The organism is Rhodococcus sp. BP22 (assembly GCF_014281965.1).
Lineage (GTDB): Bacteria > Actinomycetota > Actinomycetes > Mycobacteriales > Mycobacteriaceae > Rhodococcoides.
Genome location: NZ_JACFTB010000006.1, coordinates 96,068 through 112,508, shown reverse-complemented (window position 1 = coordinate 112,508; position 16,441 = coordinate 96,068). Strand labels below are relative to the sequence as shown.

At 61.6% G+C, this 16,441-nt stretch carries 18 protein-coding genes; 5 read left to right on the top strand and 13 right to left on the bottom strand.

Annotated elements, in window-relative coordinates:
- Positions 1-35 precede the first annotated feature (35 nt).
- From H2510_RS14370 to H2510_RS14360, 3 genes are read right to left on the bottom strand one after another with little or no spacing between them, the layout of a single operon-like run.
- A complete protein-coding gene (locus H2510_RS14370; protein WP_088942025.1) occupies positions 36-416 on the bottom strand; it encodes a nuclear transport factor 2 family protein in 381 nt (126 codons plus the stop codon).
- A complete protein-coding gene (locus H2510_RS14365; protein ID WP_186628988.1) occupies positions 413-1,918 on the bottom strand; it encodes an FAD-dependent oxidoreductase in 1,506 nt (501 codons plus the stop codon). The genes H2510_RS14370 and H2510_RS14365 overlap by 4 nt, the downstream gene beginning before the upstream one ends.
- 17 nt (positions 1,919-1,935) lie before the next feature.
- Complete coding sequence (locus H2510_RS14360) at positions 1,936-2,841, bottom strand: diiron oxygenase (protein WP_186628987.1); 906 nt, start codon at positions 2,839-2,841, stop codon at positions 1,936-1,938.
- 187 nt (positions 2,842-3,028) lie between these two features.
- On the opposite strand from H2510_RS14360, the gene H2510_RS14355 reads away from it, so the two are divergent.
- The 3 genes from H2510_RS14355 (at position 3,029) to idi (ending at position 5,617) form a co-directional block, all read left to right on the top strand.
- Positions 3,029-3,454, top strand: coding sequence for a nitroreductase family deazaflavin-dependent oxidoreductase (locus H2510_RS14355; protein WP_186629260.1), 426 nt, complete (start codon positions 3,029-3,031; stop codon positions 3,452-3,454).
- A gap of 36 nt (positions 3,455-3,490) precedes the next feature.
- On the top strand, positions 3,491-4,702 hold the full coding sequence (locus H2510_RS14350; RefSeq protein ID WP_186628986.1) for a PLP-dependent aspartate aminotransferase family protein: 1,212 nt from the start codon (positions 3,491-3,493) through the stop codon (positions 4,700-4,702).
- A gap of 300 nt (positions 4,703-5,002) precedes the next feature.
- On the top strand, positions 5,003-5,617 hold the full coding sequence (gene idi, locus H2510_RS14345) for an isopentenyl-diphosphate Delta-isomerase (RefSeq protein ID WP_186628985.1): 615 nt from the start codon (positions 5,003-5,005) through the stop codon (positions 5,615-5,617).
- A 38-nt stretch (positions 5,618-5,655) separates the two neighbouring features.
- On the opposite strand, the gene H2510_RS14340 is transcribed toward idi, so the two are convergent.
- Positions 5,656-6,252, bottom strand: a complete 597-nt coding sequence (locus H2510_RS14340; RefSeq protein WP_186628984.1) for a TetR/AcrR family transcriptional regulator — start codon at positions 6,250-6,252, stop codon at positions 5,656-5,658.
- 126 nt (positions 6,253-6,378) lie between these two features.
- On the opposite strand from H2510_RS14340, the gene H2510_RS14335 reads away from it, so the two are divergent.
- On the top strand, positions 6,379-8,130 hold the full coding sequence (locus H2510_RS14335; protein ID WP_186628983.1) for an acyl-CoA dehydrogenase: 1,752 nt from the start codon (positions 6,379-6,381) through the stop codon (positions 8,128-8,130).
- Between the two features lie 10 nt (positions 8,131-8,140).
- Here the strand turns inward: H2510_RS14335 and glgX are convergent, their stop codons facing one another.
- Positions 8,141-10,189 carry a glycogen debranching protein GlgX gene (glgX, locus tag H2510_RS14330; RefSeq protein ID WP_186628982.1) on the bottom strand — a complete coding sequence of 683 codons (2,049 nt, stop codon included), beginning with the start codon at positions 10,187-10,189 and terminating at the stop codon, positions 8,141-8,143.
- A gap of 72 nt (positions 10,190-10,261) precedes the next feature.
- On the opposite strand from glgX, the gene H2510_RS14325 reads away from it, so the two are divergent.
- Complete coding sequence (locus H2510_RS14325) at positions 10,262-10,444, top strand: hypothetical protein (protein WP_088944941.1); 183 nt, start codon at positions 10,262-10,264, stop codon at positions 10,442-10,444.
- 57 nt (positions 10,445-10,501) lie between these two features.
- On the opposite strand, the gene H2510_RS14320 is transcribed toward H2510_RS14325, so the two are convergent.
- From H2510_RS14320 to H2510_RS14290, 8 genes are all read right to left on the bottom strand, one after another.
- On the bottom strand, positions 10,502-10,945 hold the full coding sequence (locus H2510_RS14320) for a PRC-barrel domain-containing protein (RefSeq protein WP_186628981.1): 444 nt from the start codon (positions 10,943-10,945) through the stop codon (positions 10,502-10,504).
- The gene (locus H2510_RS14315) at positions 10,945-11,559 is read right to left on the bottom strand and encodes a PRC-barrel domain-containing protein (protein WP_186628980.1); all 615 of its coding nucleotides are present in this window, start codon (positions 11,557-11,559) and stop codon (positions 10,945-10,947) included. The genes H2510_RS14320 and H2510_RS14315 overlap by 1 nt, the downstream gene beginning before the upstream one ends.
- On the bottom strand, positions 11,556-11,678 hold the full coding sequence (locus H2510_RS20845) for a hypothetical protein (RefSeq protein ID WP_254900665.1): 123 nt from the start codon (positions 11,676-11,678) through the stop codon (positions 11,556-11,558). The genes H2510_RS14315 and H2510_RS20845 overlap by 4 nt, the downstream gene beginning before the upstream one ends.
- 177 nt (positions 11,679-11,855) lie before the next feature.
- Positions 11,856-12,347, bottom strand: a complete 492-nt coding sequence (locus H2510_RS14310) for a GNAT family N-acetyltransferase (protein WP_186628979.1) — start codon at positions 12,345-12,347, stop codon at positions 11,856-11,858.
- 78 nt (positions 12,348-12,425) lie between these two features.
- Positions 12,426-13,250 (bottom strand): glycosyltransferase family 2 protein, encoded by an 825-nt coding sequence (locus H2510_RS14305; protein WP_186628978.1) that lies wholly within the window; start codon positions 13,248-13,250, stop codon positions 12,426-12,428.
- Positions 13,247-14,251: a glycosyltransferase gene (locus H2510_RS14300; protein WP_186628977.1), complete on the bottom strand. Its 1,005-nt coding sequence runs from the start codon at positions 14,249-14,251 to the stop codon at positions 13,247-13,249. Before H2510_RS14300 ends, H2510_RS14305 begins: the two co-directional genes overlap by 4 nt.
- Positions 14,248-15,339, bottom strand: a complete 1,092-nt coding sequence (locus H2510_RS14295; protein ID WP_397517364.1) for a glycosyltransferase — start codon at positions 15,337-15,339, stop codon at positions 14,248-14,250. Before H2510_RS14295 ends, H2510_RS14300 begins: the two co-directional genes overlap by 4 nt.
- Positions 15,339-16,415, bottom strand: coding sequence for a hypothetical protein (locus H2510_RS14290; protein WP_315901379.1), 1,077 nt, complete (start codon positions 16,413-16,415; stop codon positions 15,339-15,341). Before H2510_RS14290 ends, H2510_RS14295 begins: the two co-directional genes overlap by 1 nt.
- Positions 16,416-16,441: the final 26 nt, after the last annotated feature.

Sequence of the window (16,441 nt, the reverse complement as noted above, 5' to 3'; positions counted from 1 at the left end):
GGTGAGAGTGCTGGGGTGAGAGTGCTTGGTGCGAGTCAGCTTTCGGCCACCCGATCGCTTTCCGACATGCCTGTGGCGGAGAGAGCCGATTCGAGGTCGGTATGACGGAAGATCGACGTGACGTGGTCGTGGACGACTCGGAAGCTGGCGGCCTCCATGGTGGCTCCAGCCGACTCGTCATCGCTGGTTGCCGATTCTTCGACCACAACGACGCCGTCTCGGTAGAACATCGCACCTGGAGTGAGCGTCACCCCCGGAGTGCGCACCCACTCCTGCAGGTGCTCGAGCCCCTGCGCGGCGCCGTCGGCCGAGCCCACCTCGATATCGTCACTCGACAGAGCCAACACCGTGTCCACGTCGTTCCCGTTGAGTGCGTCGTGCCAGGCCAATACAGTCGCGATCTCAGAAGTACTCACCGATCGAGTATAACGACGTCCTCGAGAGTTTTCGCTGATGCAGACAGTCTTCGGTACCAGTCGCGGGTGCGTCGGGGACCGCGTGCTGCGACGTCCTCGACGAGCGCGTCCACAGTCAGTTCGGCGTCGACCTTGTTGTCGCCGATTCCACCCGTGGCGCCACGCTTGGCCCAACCGACCACGTAGCAACCGGCTACGAGTGTTCCGTCGTGGTCGGACACTCGGCCGTCGATATTGTTGATTGTCCCCGACTTCTCGTCGAAAGGAACTCCCGCAGAGGGCGTTCCGCGGTATCCGATCGCGAGCAGCACCAGTTCGGTGGGAATCGATCGTGCATCGTCTCCCGTGCCGACGAGGACCGACTCGACACGGTTCTCGCCGTGAACGGCGAGAGGTGCCCGCCCGAAAGCGAAAACGATTCGAGGCGAAGAATGCGGTGAACCCAGTTCGACGACGTCCGCGCCACGCAGCGCTGACGCCGGAGCCGAGGTGGGAAGCGCGTCGATCACCGTCAGGGTCTCCGGCGATCCGGCTACGACCACATCGACGTGTGGGCGGTCGATCAGTGCCTTGCACTCGGAACGGGTGAATGCGGCGAACTCCGGACCGCGACGAGCGAGAACAACCACTTCCTCGACCCGGTGCTGTCGGAGCGCCGCGAGGGCATGGGGTGAGATGGAGGTGGATGCGAGATCGTCCGGGTCGGCGGTGAGGATGCGCGCCGCATCGAGGGCCACGTTGCCGTTGCCGAAGATCGTGACGCTCCGAACGCCGGCCAGGTCGACGGCATCGGCGGCGACGTCGGGATGGCCGTTGTACCAACCGACTACGGTGCGAGCGCTGATCGAACCGGGCAGGTCGAGGCCTGGAATGTCGAGGGTGCGATCGTTCTCCGCACCCACGGCGTAGACGACGGCGTCGTAGCGTTCGGACAGCGTCTGCTGGTCGATGTCGACTCCGACCTCGACTCCGAGCTTCATGCTGACGCGGGGGTGCGCGAAGATGCTGCGAAAATGCTCGTTGATTCGACGGGTTCCGAGGTGGTCGGGCGCTACCCCGTAGCGAGCCAGTCCACCTGCTGTCTCGAGGCGGTCGTAGAACGTCACCCGGCTGCGCGGAAGCCGAAGGAGTGCCTGCGCGGTGTAACACGCAGCCGGGCCGGTCCCGATGATCGCGACATCGATTTTTCGAAGTTCGCTCACCGCCGGGGCTGGGAACCGTGGAGGTGCCCAAGCGGGATCGGTCGGCTTGTCCTTGTAATAGTCGGCATTGATATCGGCGTAGATCGACTGCTCCGGTGTCAGACGCGACACGGGGGTAATCGCGTCGACCGGACATGCATCGGCGCATGCCCCACAGTCGATGCAGGAGCGTGGGTCGATGTACAGCAATTCGGTCTTGCCGAAATCCGGCTCATCAGGTGTCGGATGAATGCAGTTGACGGGGCAGACCGAGAGGCAGGACGCGTCGTTGCAGCAGTTCTGGGTGATGGCGAAAGCCATAATCAGTCAATCCTTCTTCACAGCATGTGCAGCCGACGATAAATTGCCTCCGCCGGCTTGGTGATCAGACCGCAGTCCAGCAGGAATGCCATCAGGTGTTCGCTGCTGGTTCGCATCATGGCGTGGTGGTGCGCGTTGTTCTTTGCTTCCTTGATTGCACGATCTGCGTCGAGGCCTGCTGCCTCGTACACCCCTTTGTTGACCATGTTCGAGACGATGATGCGAGCGGCGATGGCAACGACCAACGCACTCGACTTACGTCGCGCGACGCTCTTGCCTTGGATGCGTTCACGCATCTGCGCACGGGCAAATGTCATGTGTCGTGATTCTTCGACTACATGGATCTTGCTGGTGGTGCGCACCAGCGGGAGGACGTTCTCGCCGCGCATCCAATCGCGTTGCATCACGTCGAGAACTTCTTCGGCCACAAGGATTCCGCCGTAAGCGGCCTCCGCAGATGCCAGTGCTTTGAATCCGCGGCCGAGTTCGATGCTCGTACGGCGCGGTAGGTAAGCCTTGATGCCCATGGTCGTACAGGCACGAGCGAACATGATGGAGTGTCGGCACTCGTCGGCGATCTCGGTCAACGCGAACTGGAAGTCGGAGTTGGACGAGTCCTTGCAGTACTGGTCGCGAAGAACCATCTGTTGCAGGATCATCTCGAACCAGATGCCGGTGCTCATGATCGAGCACACCTCGTGCCGGGTGAGCAGGATGCGCTGTTCCTGCGTCATTTCCTCCCACATCGCTGTGCCGTAGAGAGTGCTCCATTCCGGATTGAGGCCGAACAGGGTGGGGTCGAGGGGTTCGTCCCAGGCGACTTCCTCGGCTGGGTCGTACGACAATTGCGCGGCGGAATCGAGCAACCGGGCCGAGACGTCCTCTGCTCCGATACTTTCGATCGAGCTGACGGTGCTGGTCATCGCGGGTGCATCCTTTCGTCGACGTTGTACCCAATGTAACTGTTACGGAGATTACCAGTTACTTCAAGAAACGGGTAGAGCTCAACTGGATCATCGACGGCTGCGGCCTCGCGGCCTTAGACTGCCCGACGTGACGACACCTCCTGCACGGCCATCCCACCTCGACTCACCGATCGTTCCCTCGGTGATGAAATACGGCGCCAAGGCGCAGGTCTGGTTGTACCGGCGCACCGGCGGCCGGATCGGTGGGAAATGGCGTATCGGCAGCGGCTTCCGCGAGCCGGTGCCAGTGCTCCTGCTAGGGCATAGAGGCCGAAAGTCGGCCACCGAATACACGACTCCGCTCATCTATCTGCTCGATGGCGACAACGTGATCGTGGTGGCCTCGCAGGGAGGAATGCCTAAAAACCCGCAGTGGTATTCGAATCTGATGGCGAGCCCGGACACGTGGCTACAAATCGGCTCCGAGCGACGTGACGTGCATGCACGCACAGCAGACTCCGCCGAGCGCGCGCGGTTGTGGCCGTTGCTGGTGAAGAGATACGCAGATTTTGCGAACTACCAGGCGTGGACCGACCGCGAGATCCCGGTGGTCGTTCTCACCCGCCGCTAGCGCACGCGCGGTCTCCTGTTCGCTAGATTTCTCGGTATGACATCGCGTCCAGACAAAGAAGACCCATCGACACTGGCGTTCCCCACGCAGGCGGTACACGCGGGCAATCGAACAGACGGTGGTTCGGGAGCGATCAGGCAACCCATTGTCATGGCGAACTCGTATGCACTACCCGAGGATCCGTCGTCGTTGAGTTGGTCGGCCACCGATGTGCCGCTCTACACGCGCAACTCCGGTGCAAATCAGATTGCGTTGCAAGAGAAGTTGGCGGCACTCGACAAAGGCGAGGACGCTGTCGTTCTCGCATCCGGAGTGGCCGCACTGCATGCCGTGTTCTTCACATTTCTCTCTTCCGGTGACCACGTGGTCGTCGGCGATGTCACGTACGAAGCGACCTTCCGGTTGTTCTCGGAACTACTGCCGCAGAAGTACGGAATCGAAGCAACGTTCGTCGATAGCTCGGACGTCGCCTCGGTAGCGGCTGCTGTGCGAGAGAACACCGTTCTGGTGCACGTCGAGGCGATCGCGAATCCGACGACCAAGGTCACGGACATCGCGGCAATCGCACGAGTAGCGCACGAAGCAGGAGTCCTGTTGTCGGTGGACTCGACATTCACGCCGCCTCCGATGTACCGCCCGCTCGCCGATGGCGCAGATCTGGTCGTGCATTCGCTGACCAAGTACATCAACGGGCACGGTGACGCAATGGGTGGTGCGGTCATCGGATCGAGTGCGCTCATCGGTCGGATAAAGAATGACGCAATGGTCGATGTCGGCGGCGTCATCTCGCCGTTCAACGCCTGGCTGATCAGTCGGGGTTCGATTACGCTGCCGCTTCGGCTGAATCAGCAGACGAGCTCTGCCGCGACCATCGCCAGGTTTCTCGACAACGATCCGAGGGTGGCGTTCGTTGCCTATCCAGGATTGGCATCGCATCCTCAGCACCAGGTCGCCGCACGCCAGTTCGATGGTCGATTCGGCGCGATGATGTCCTTTGCGATCGACGCCGACTCAGATACCCACAACGCGTTCGTCGCGAATCTTCGAGTGATCACCTCGGCGGTATCACTCGGTCACGACGAGTCGTTGATCGTGCACGTAGGAACCGAAGGTGCGCGAGTCGCCCGATATCCGGATGCCTTCCGGACCTTCGGGCACTTGCGATTCTCCGTCGGGCTGGAGGATCCGGCCGATCTGATCGCCGATCTGTCGGCGGCTCTGGACCTGACATTCCCGTCGACATCTTGACGACGCAGGCTCGTTCGGTGTTGGGGGAGTAAGAACGACCGGGAGGCTGTGTGCTCAACCTGCCCGGGCGCTCCGGCGAGGTGAACCAACACGGCCCCGCCTGCGTATCGCACTACCCGTTCCTCCGGTCATTACAAACATCGAACTATTCGCCTACGTGTGGTGTGGTCCTCGATAGTGGCTTTAAAGAAGAACGCGCCGACCGGCGCCGAAATGTTTCGATTGTGGCGGGGTCTGGGAACATGAGGGTATGGATCGGATAGCTTGCGCGCCCCCCACCTCATCCGCCGGTAGTGCCCGATGGTGACCGAGGAGGTCGTACTCGTCGACGATGCCGGTCGGAAATTGGGAACGCAGGCGAAGTCGACGGTGCATACGACGACGACTCCGCTGCATCTGGCGTTCTCGTGCTACGTATTCAACAGCAAGGACGAGGTGCTGGTTACCGAGCGTGCCCACCATAAGTCGACCTGGCCGGGGGTGACCACCAACAGTTGCTGTGGGCATCCGGGCCCGGGGGAGAATCTGGGCGATGCGGTCCTGCGCAGGTTGAGTCAGGAGTTGGGAATCGAGGCAGGAGGCGTGCGCCTGCTGCTGCCCGATTTCCGGTATCGAGCCGTCATGGAAAACGGAATCGTGGAGAACGAACTGTGTCCGGTGTTCGGCGTCGTCTACGACGGGCCCGCTCCGAAACCGAATCCCGAAGAGGTCTCTCGTGCGGATTGGGTTCCTTGGCAACAGTTTTCGAGGCTCGTTGCCGAGGGTGGTGCGGTATCGCCGTGGTGCCGTGAGCAAATGGAACGCTTGCACGAGCTCGGTGAATCTCCAGCACGTTGGCCTGCAGGTGACCCGGACGCACTCCCGATCGTCGTGCGTGATCCACAGCAATGGCAACCGACGTTGTCGTCGGAGTGAGTCGATAGCTGTCTGGACGAGTCGGCTTGCCGTGGAAACTACGACGGCGATGCGCCGACCATCCGAAGCGCCAGTTCCACATAACGCGAGGCCAGGATGTCCGGGTCCGAGAACGACTTACTCGGAAACCACCGGCTGACGTCGATTCCGAGCGAGGTGATCGCCAAAGTGGCAGCGTCGGTGTCGACGATCGAAAAATCTCCGGTGATCACGCCCGCGCCGATGATGTCGGTGAACACCTTGGAGGTGGCCCGTCGAACATCGGCAATCGTGCGAAAGTGCTCGGGCGTGAGCGAACGCAGTTCGTATTGGATGACCCGTGCCAATGCGTGATGACGGGCATGGAACAGGACGTACGCGCGGACCGTTGATGCGAGTCGAGCGGGCGGCGTGTCGGTGTCGACATCGGCCTGCTTCGTTTCGGCGAGCGCACGTCGGTGTCCGTCGAGGCTCGCGTCGAACAGTAGCGACTCTTTGGTTTTGTAGTGCGGATACATGGCCCCCGGACTGAGGTCGAGGCTTGCGGCGATCTCGCGCGTCGACGTCGCGCCGTATCCTTTGGCAGCGAAAATCTCGATGGCGGCGCTTCTGATTCGGGCGGCGGCTTTGGAGGTGCTCACCTCGTCGACACTCATGGTTGGTCGATCCCTCCTCTCGAGGCACAGGGTTGACACGATCGGGTGTCGGGCCGATTATAGGCAGACGCATAGAAAGTATGCACTTGCATAGTTCCCACCGCGACTTCCGACACGAGGCATGCCATGACCGACGTACTCTCTCGCCGCGATCTCGACTTTCTGCTCTACGAGTGGCTCGACGTCGTATCACTGACGGACCGCACACGGTTCGCCGAACACTCGAAGGAGACGTTCGACGCGGTACTGGACCTATGTGCCGACATCGCGCACAAGCACTTCGAACCGCACAACAAGAAGTCCGACGCGAACGAGCCGACCATGCGTCCCGATGGCTCGGTGGAGATGATCGACGAGGTGAAGGCCGCATTGGACGTCTATTCCTCTGCCGGGCTCATTGCAAGCCAGTTCGATGAGAGCGTCGGCGGGATGCAGCTGCCGACGACGGTCGCTCGCGCATCGATGGCATACTTCCAGGCGGCCAATGCGTCGACGGCGTCGTACCCGTTTCTGACCGTCGCCAATGCCAATCTGATCTCGACGTACGGAACTGCCGAGCAGATCGACGAGTATGTGCGTCCGATGTTGGAGGGCAAGTACTTCGGCACGATGTGCCTCTCCGAGCCGCAGGCAGGTTCCTCGCTCGCCGACATCACGACCCGGGCCGAGAAGCAGGACGACGGCAGCTACCGGATCACCGGAACCAAGATGTGGATCTCGGCAGGTGACCACGAACTCACCGAAAACATCATCCACCTCGTGTTGGCCAAAATCCCGGGTGGGGGAGCGGGAGTCAAGGGCATCTCGCTGTTCATCGTCCCCAAGCTTCTGCCGAACGCAGAGCGCAACGAGGTGACTCTCGTCGGTTTGAACCACAAGATGGGTAACCGTGGGACAACCAACACTCTTCTCGCTTTCGACGGGTCGGTCGGCTACCTGGTCGGCGAGGAGCATCGCGGTCTCTCCTACATGTTCCACATGATGAACGAGGCCCGAATCGGGGTCGGGTTCCTGGCAATTGCGTTGGGCTATGTCGGATACCTGAAGTCGCTCGAGTATGCGAAGGTTCGCACTCAGGGTCGGCCGCTGGGGTCCAAGGATCCGTCATCTCCTGCGGTGCCGCTTGTCGAGCACGCCGATGTCAGGCGGATGCTGTTGGCACAGAAGTCATATGTGGAGGGAGCGCTTGCGCTCGGTCTCTATTGCTCCAGGCTCGTCGACGAGCAGGACTCGACGACCGATGACACCATCAAGGCGGAGTCGACGCTACTGCTCGATGTGTTGACGCCGATCGCGAAGAGTTGGCCGTCACAGTGGTGCCTCGAGGCCAACAGCCTGGCGATCCAGATTCACGGCGGGTACGGCTACACCCGCGACTACGACGTCGAGCAGTACTACCGAGACAATCGACTCAATCCGATTCACGAGGGGACGCACGGCATCCAGGGGCTCGATCTGCTGGGCCGAAAGGTAACCATGCAGGCGGGGGCAGGGGTGGCGCTCCTCGGTTCCAAAATTTTGGCCACCGTCGAACGGGCTGGGCCGCTGAGCCTCGATACCGCGCGGTTCGCCGGTGAACTGGAAGCGGCATGGAACCGCGCGGTCGAGGTAACCGCAACGCTGTGGTCGAAGGGTGATCCTGCTGTGGCACTGGCAAATTCGACCGTGTATCTCGAAGCAGTCGGGCATGTGGTGATTGCTTGGATGTGGCTCGAGCAGCTCACCGCCGTCGAAGGCAAGACCGGTGCCTTCTACGACGGCAAGCGTCAAGCCGCACGGTACTTCTTCGGCTACGAACTACCGAAGACAGGCCCGCAATTCGACCTCTTGGCTTCCCTGGACCGTACGACCCTGGATATGAATCCCGAGTGGTTCTAGGTCCCGCCTTCTAGTCTTCTGCTGCCAGGAGGGTGAACGAATGCTCACGAATCAAGATTGTCGGGCCTTCGCTTTCGTAGGCCTGATCGGGGTCACTCGACAGACTCTGCGCCCACTTCCCCTCCGGCAGTGAGAAGTCCACCGGGCCGGAGGAAGAGTTGACGAGCCAGGCGAAGGTGGTGTCGTCCTCGGGCGCCGTCATGCGCACGAGCATGGACAGTGCGGTGCCGTCCTCCCAATCCTCCGCGCCGAGCTTGGCGCCATCCGCCCGGTAGAAGTCCACAGAGTTTTCGGCATTGCTCTCACTGTCGTGCCGGAACCACTTCGGACGCAGTGCCGGATGCTCCCGACGCATGCGTAGGAGCTCGCGGGTGAAGTTGCGAAGATCGAGATCGGCGTTCGCCCAGTCGAACCACGACAGCTCGTTGTCCTGGCAATAGGCGTTGTTGTTCCCCTGCTGCGATCTGCCGATTTCATCGCCACCGAGGATCATCGGCACGCCGGCAGACAGCAACAACGTCGCTAGTTGATTTCGTTGTTGCCGCGCGCGTAGGGCAAGGATGCCCTCGTCCTCGGTCGGGCCTTCCGCTCCGCAACCCCACGAACGATTGTCGGACTCGCCATCCTCGTTGTTTTCGCCGTTGGCGTCGTTGTGCTTGTCGTCGTAGCTGTTCAGGTCGGCGAGGGTGAAGCCGTCGTGCGCAGTGATGAAGTTGATACTCGCCAATGTCGGCCGACGGCTGGCCTCGTAGACGTCGGGGCTACCGGTGATGCGCTGCGCGAAGGCACCCAACGATCCGGGCTCACCGCGCCAGAAGTCTCGAACGTCGTCGCGGAACTGGCCGTTCCATTCCGACCAGCGAGCGGGAAATCCGCCCACTTGATAACCATGGGTGTCCCAAGGCTCAGCGATGAGCTTGACCGGCGCCAGCGTCGGATCCTGGTGAACCAGATCGAGGAACGCGCTGTGCTTGTCCAGATCGGAATCCTGCCGGGTCAGGGTGCTCGCAAGATCGAATCGAAATCCGTCGACGTGCATCTCGGTAACCCAATAACGCAAGGAGTCCATGATGAGAGCCAGCGCGGCTGGGTGGCCGACGTTGAGGCTGTTGCCCGTTCCAGTGGTGTCGAAGTAGGACGCTCGGTCGTCCTCGACCAATCGGTAGTACGATCCGTTGTCTATTCCCTTGAGCGACAACGTCGGTCCGAGGTGGTTTCCCTCGGCCGTGTGGTTGTACACCACATCGAGGATCACTTCGATTCCGGCATTGTGGAGAGCTTTCACCATGGCCTTGAATTCATCGACCTGGCCGCCGGTGTCTCCGGCACTGCTGTACTCGTTGTGCGGGGCGAAGAAGCCGATCGAGTTGTATCCCCAATAGTTTCGACGGCCCGCTTCCAGGAGGTGGGAGTCCTGGACGAATTGATGGACGGGAAGCAGTTCGACGGCAGTCACGCCCAGTTCGACAAGCTCTGCGATCGCTGCGGGATGGGCCAACCCTGCATAGGTTCCGCGGATGGACTCCTCCACGTCGGGATGCGTTGCGGTGAAACCCTTGACGTGGACTTCGTAGACCACTGTGCGGTCCAACGGAATTCGAGGTGCGGCATCGCTGCCCCAGTCGAACTCGGACGCCGTGACCACCGACATCGGCATCGACGCGGCGGAATCGTCGTCGTTGCGAGTGTCGGGCTCGTCGTGGTGGTGGCCGAATACCGACTCGTTCCACTCGACCCCGCCGGCGATCGCTCTCGCATAGGGGTCGAGAAGGAGCTTGTGCGAATTGTGGCGTAGACCGGACTCGGGATCCCATGGTCCTTCTACCCGCAGTCCGTACCGTGAACCTACTGTCAGATCCTCGACGATCCCGTGGAATACATGGCCGGTTCGGCTATCGAGCGTGGTCGAGGAGACTTCGGTGCCCTTATCGTCGACGACAACGACGGCGATGGAGTCGGCGGTTTCGGAGTACACGGCCACATCGGCCCCGCCCGTTGGAAGGAGAGATGCACCGAGTGGGTACGGCCTGCTGATGATCGTGGGGCTGGCGTCGTTCATTGCTCTGATTTACCCCGGACCCCGGGTGACAAACCACGTTTGAATTCGAGCGAATCGCGGGTACATGCAGATATGGCAAATTACAGAGTTCTGGATCCCAAAGGCGAGGTCGTCGAAACCAAAGACATCGACAGCGCGGACGACGCACACGCCTGGTTCATCGACCAGAAGGCCGACAACTCCGAACTGGGTTGGCGCCTCGAGGTCGACCACGACGGGGAGTGGGCATTCGTCAGCGACACCGAAGGCAGCTGACACTCCCTGTCGTATTCGTACATGAATCGGGGCCTCTCATACGTGTGAGGCCCCGATTCACTGCTGTTGGTGGTCGACGATCACTGCGTACGAGCCCACTCCGATAAGGGCGCGTCCTTCGATCTGCTCGGCGCCGACGATGAGCGAGGTGATCGCTCCTGTCTCAGGATCGAAATCGACGTCGTCGACTTTTCCGAGCTCGACACCACCGGTGCTGAGTACGCGCTTTCCGACGACGTTGTGGGTCTTTCCTTCCAGCGCCGAGAGTGAGGCCTCGTCGTCGGCATCGATGATCGAATCCGAGGATCCGACGGTGACGGCATCGATTCCGAATGCGGAAATTCCCGACCACGCGAGCGCATTCCCGGACTTGGCCTTCTTGAGATGAACCCCGGCGACGGTGCGGTTGTGGGGATCTATAAAGAACCCGGCAATGGTCCCGACCGTGTCGGCGGTGGTTGTGCTGACCACTTTGCGGCCGATGGACTCGGAGAACAACATCAGTTCTTACCCCCCAATTGCGCGCGGAATGCGTCGACGGCAGCACCGAACCCGGCGAGATCATCACGCACGAAGTCGGTGGCGCTGGCGGGCACCATCAGATGTTCCCCGGAGGCGGCGAGTGTGTCGGGCAGAGGGATGAGCACGGTGGTGCCCTTGTTCTTCATCGACTCCGAGGACTTGATCTCGTAGCCGACTACTTCGCAATTTCCACCGTAGCGGCCACTGACCTCGATGATGACGTCGATAACGGTGCCCAGTTCGGTACCGGAGTCGGTGAGGACGGTGGAGCCTAGGATGTCACCGCGCCGTTCGTGCGAGGGTTGTGGAGTGTCGTCGCCGGAGTCTGGAGCGGGGAACATTTCGCCTGCGGGGGAAAGCATGTCCTCGCGGAGAATCATCACTGCGTCGGGACCCAGTGCCGCGACGGATCGCCACGGAAGCACCTCTTTCTGGGGACCGGAGAACAATCCGCGACCGGCGAGAGTAAAACCGGCGACTGCCCCGCCGTCGGGTGCGTAGATGATGTCTTTGATCTGCGAAATGTCTTCACCGGTGAAAGTCACGACCGGACGCTTGGCGATCTCACTGGACCGCATCAACTGCTCGATCATGGCTTTCTCGACCTTCCGGTCTTGCCCGGCCGGCCGGTGATGATCACACCGCCGGATCGGCGCTTGGCCTGAACAGCCAGCACGAGCGCCACGAGCGCCACGATCACGACCAGGGCCACGATAACCCATCCCCACCACTGCATGTTGTTCTCGACTCTCTCGCGTCCAGATCCTTCAGGGATACTGCATCAATATCGTCGGGAAGCGGACTTCACCAGCTTGCTACTGCGCGTACGAGTCCAATCTACCCGGTCGAGCAGCGCACGCTGGGAGTAGTTCGACCGAAACTGCCACATTCACTTGGATTCTCGCACCAATGGGATGACGGGGACTCCGTTGTCGAGTACCTCGTCCCCACATGGCACGAATCCATGCCCGGTGTAGATGTCCACGAGGTAGCTCGGCGAGTCGATTCGGCATCTGGCCGAGCCGACATCGGCCAAGGCAGCCTGGAGCAGACGGGTGGTGTGGCCTCTCCCGCGTTCGGAGCGTCGGGTACACAGGTGGCCTATACGCAACACCCGATCGGGTCCATTTCCCTCTTCCGTCAGTCGTAACGTGCACAGCACTTCGTCGTCACGCTCGAGCCAAAAATGCCTGGTCAGCGAGCCTAAGTCCTCGCCATCGAGCTCGGGATAGAAGTAAGCCTGTTCCACCACGAACACCTCTACGCGCAGCTTGAGCAGCGCGTACAACCGTTGGGTACTGAGGTCTGCTGCCCATTCCCGCTTGGTTGTCACAGCTCGCGCGGCCGGTGCCGACGCGCCGGTATCGATCACTTGGTTCATCGGTACGGACCCTCGCATTCTGTGTGGGCACCGGCGTTCGGTGCGCAGCACACAGCGCTTACCCCGTCTTGGCTCGGTTCATGCAATGCGATCGATGGATCCGTCGGGACTGCGAACGATGCGGCCCGCACGCTCGAACTCATCCAGCCACCCGGCCATCGGCCATCGGCCCCAACGGCGATGAAACAGAGCCGCATTGCGGACGATGTCGTCGAGATGTTCGATCGGAGGTGACGACACGCGATGATGCTGGTGGTAAGCATGTGCGCCGCCGACCCAACGCAACCCGACTCCGATCGAGCGAGCTACAGCAGCGAAATCGGTGTCCTCGCCGCCGTATCCGAGGTACTCGTCGTGAAATCCGCCGATACGGTTCCAGGTTTCGGTCGACAGAGCAAAGGACAGTGACCAGAAGAGATCGAAGTTCTTGCCTGTCTCGACCACTCCCGCAACCGGATTCGGACGTGCCGGATGAGGGTCGGTGTGGGCTTGCAACTCTTCGACCGTCCACGCCGAACTTCGAGCCGGTAAGTAAGTAACCGGTCCGCAGAGTAAAGCTGCGCGGTGCGCAGACAGCGTTGCGCAATCGTGATAGCGCGTAAGCAGTTCGGGTGACGGAATGCAGTCGACGTCGAGAAAAACGAGAAGATCGGCTCCGCCGTTCGACGCCACTCGGGCGCCCACGTTTCGAGCCTGCCCGATCGGAAGCCTGCCCTGGGGTGCGGCGAGGTCGACCACCTGCGCTGTGCTTTCGGCGTCCGCGACTACACGAGCGATTTCGTCGTCGTCGATGGCCACGATGATGTGTTGTTCGGGTGCAAGTATCGACTGGGCGAGGCCTCGTAGTTGTCCCCGAAGATGCTCGTGCCGCCCTGACACGACGGTGATCACGGATGTCTTCATACGGCGGCCGTCTCGGACAGCAGTCGTGCTGCGCGGTAGGCGGCACCGGAAGCTTCGACGCGAGGCCAGCCCGACGACCCCAGGCGTACCGCGTCAGCCAACAAGGTTCGCCAACGATCGGGGGAAGGCCACGACGGCGCCACGACGGCTACTCCCGCCCTGGCGAGGGCATCGGCGGTGGCGTCCTGTTCACCGTAGGGCCGATCCTGGGGCACGATGACTGCAGGCACCGCCGCAGATGCCACGTCGGCGAGTGCATTCTGTCCGGCATGCGTGATCACCACCGATGCCGCACACAAGTGCGGCCAGACATCGTCTACCCATGTTTGTGCATCGAGTCCCGCTGCCGTCCAGGTGTATTCGGAGTTGAGTTCGGCTGCTTCGTCGATATCCTTCTTCGTCAATGACGTCCCGCCTGCGCCCCCGAGGACGAAGACATTCGGTCCGGTTGTCGTGGCAGGGTGGCGCGTTCGCCCGGCGAATCGGCTGATCGATCCTACGTAGATGGTCTTGGCAGAAAACGCATGAAGCGAGGCCGGGTCGTACACATTGTTGGACCACGGGGCGATGATTGCTGTTGCGATCCGATAGACCAGCTGATGTGGCTCGTCCGTTCGATCACCGGGCATAGCGACCGTGACCACAGGAACCCCCAGCAATCGAACGAACAGGGCAATCTCGACAGACACGTCGACGACGACGAGCCGTGGGCGTGTTCGTGCGACCCACTCGGCGATCATCGCCATGCGCTCGGTGAGCCCGCGGACACCGATCGGTGCCCAGTGCACTACCCCCGATGCAGTCGGGTCGAGATCGGAAGCCCGATCGCCCATCGTTGTCGTGTCCACGTCGAGTGGCAACGTCAGCCAGTCGAGGTGAGCGTGTTCGGAAGATCGAGGGCGCGAGGACAGTACGGTCATCGGTTCTTCGAGCTCAGCGGCGATCGACGCCGCACGAGTCACATGCCCCGATCCATGATGATGCGCGTAGTAGCCGATCATGACGCACCTTGCCGAACCGTCGTCTCACGAATCATGTGCTCGTAGAGCTCCGAATAGTGGTCCACCATCGCAGTTTCCGAGCATGCAGTCTCGGCACGGGCCCTGGCATCGCCCCGGGAGAGTGCTGCGGCGTCGGTGAGGGCAATCGCCAGGTCTTCCACCGAATCCGCGGTGGCGAGACGGCCGCAGGCGGGGGTGAGGATCTCGGGAATCCCGCCACGGTCGAAAGCGGCGACCGGGGTGCCGCACGCCAGAGCTTCGGCGACGACCAGGCCGTAGGGCTCCTCCCAGACCGGTGTGACCAGAGCGACTGCGGCGGCACCGACGAGCGTCGCGAGCTCCCGCTGACGAAGATGGCCGACGTAGGTCACCGAGTCGTCGAGTCGCGGCTCGATGTGGTCCCGAAAGTACTCGGTATTCGAGACAGGTCCGGCGAGGCGAAGTGGAACTCCGGCCATCCGCGCGGCATCGATAGCAAGATGGGGCGCCTTCTCCGGCACCATGCGGCCGGACCAGACGGCATAGTCTCCGCCGGGTCCTTCCGGCCAACGCTGCGTCGAGATGCCGTTGGGGACGACATGAACCTCACCGAGCACAGGTGCCCACTGGCGAGCGGCATGCTCACTGACCGCGACGAACGACGACGCAGGGCTCGCCGACACAGCGATGGCCGACTCCAGCCAGGCGAACGGGGGGGTATGCAGTGTGGTGAGCATCGGCGTCTGCACTGTCGGAGACATGGCAATAGGAATGTAGTGCAGGCTGTGATTGTGGATGATGTCGAAGGAGTCCCGCAGGTCCGAAGCCAGATCCATCATCACCGACAGGTACGCGTGATGCTCGCTCACTGCCAGCGCGGGTGTGGTGATGTCGGCTTTGGAAATCGCACTCAGTTCCAGTTGTGCGACGCGAAGATTCCCGCCGGTGACCTCGACCGAAGACCCCTCTGCGGCGAAAAGCGTCACGATGTGGCCGCGTTCGGTCAAGGTGTGGGCGAGTTGCCAGATGTGCGCCTCCATACCACCGGCAAACGGTTCGGCGATAGGGAAATTCGACGAACCGAGCAGCGCAATGCGTAATGGTCGCATCAGCGGGCCTCGGTCAGGATGCGGCTACCTCGCGACAGTGCACGTTCGTAGATTTCGTAGTGTCTTCGGGAGAGCATGGTGCGTTCGCGTTCCCGCTCGGCTCTGGACGCGGCCGGAGTCCGGCTACGGGCAGCGTGGACATCGCGCAGTGCCTGCGCAAGGGTGTCCGGTTCGAATCGGTCTATCCCGAATTCATATGTAGTACAGGGTTTCTGATCGCCGTAGTATCCGCAGTCCGGGGCGACGACGGCGGTTCCGAGGTCGTAGCATGCTTCGAGCCAGCCCGAGTGTGTGCCGAATCGATACGGCAGTACCGACACATCGATTTCTCGCAGATAGCGCCACAATTCGGTGTCGTCGAAGCGGCGATGCACCCGAACGTCGACGCTGCGGAATCGGTTGTACGCAGTCAACGCTGCACCGACTGCTCCCCGCTGGTCACGGTGGGCGAACACTTCCTCGTCGATGTCGAGTTGCACTCGTGCGTTTCCGAGTTCTGCTGCGGTGCAGACTACGACGTCCATGACTGCCAGTGGATCGAGATTTGCTCGAAGGCTCTTCGCGTGAATCCCGATGACGAACTCGCGCTCGTGTCCCGCCCGCACCTGCCCGATCAGGTCGAGCGGAGCGACATGGGGATGTGGCAGCACACTGGCAGGGGTGTTCCATCGTGCAGTGATCTGCGCGGCGGCGGCGTGAGTGAGAGTGATGACGTCGTCCGCGGCAGTCACGAGAATGTCGAGTTGTGCCAGGTGCATGGAGTTGTCCGCGAAGTGAGGATTGTGCAGATCGTGCACGGTGAGCACGAAAGGCTTGTCATGCGCGCGCAGAATCTCGACGATTGCGGTCAGCCTTGCAGGCTCGACCGCATCGAACCCGAAGTGAAGATGGAACACGTCGAACGTATCGATGTGCTCGGTCAGCCATCGAGGTTCGAGCCATCGAGGAGGCCACCACCGGGCGTCTGTCTCCTCGGCGTCGACCGGCCGTGGATCGGGAAGTCGGAGACAGGCCGGCTCACCCATGTCCACGGTGTCCGGTGCAAGATTGGTGATATATCGGTGGTCAGTGGGCACCGAGGCGATCGTGATCAAAATAAAGG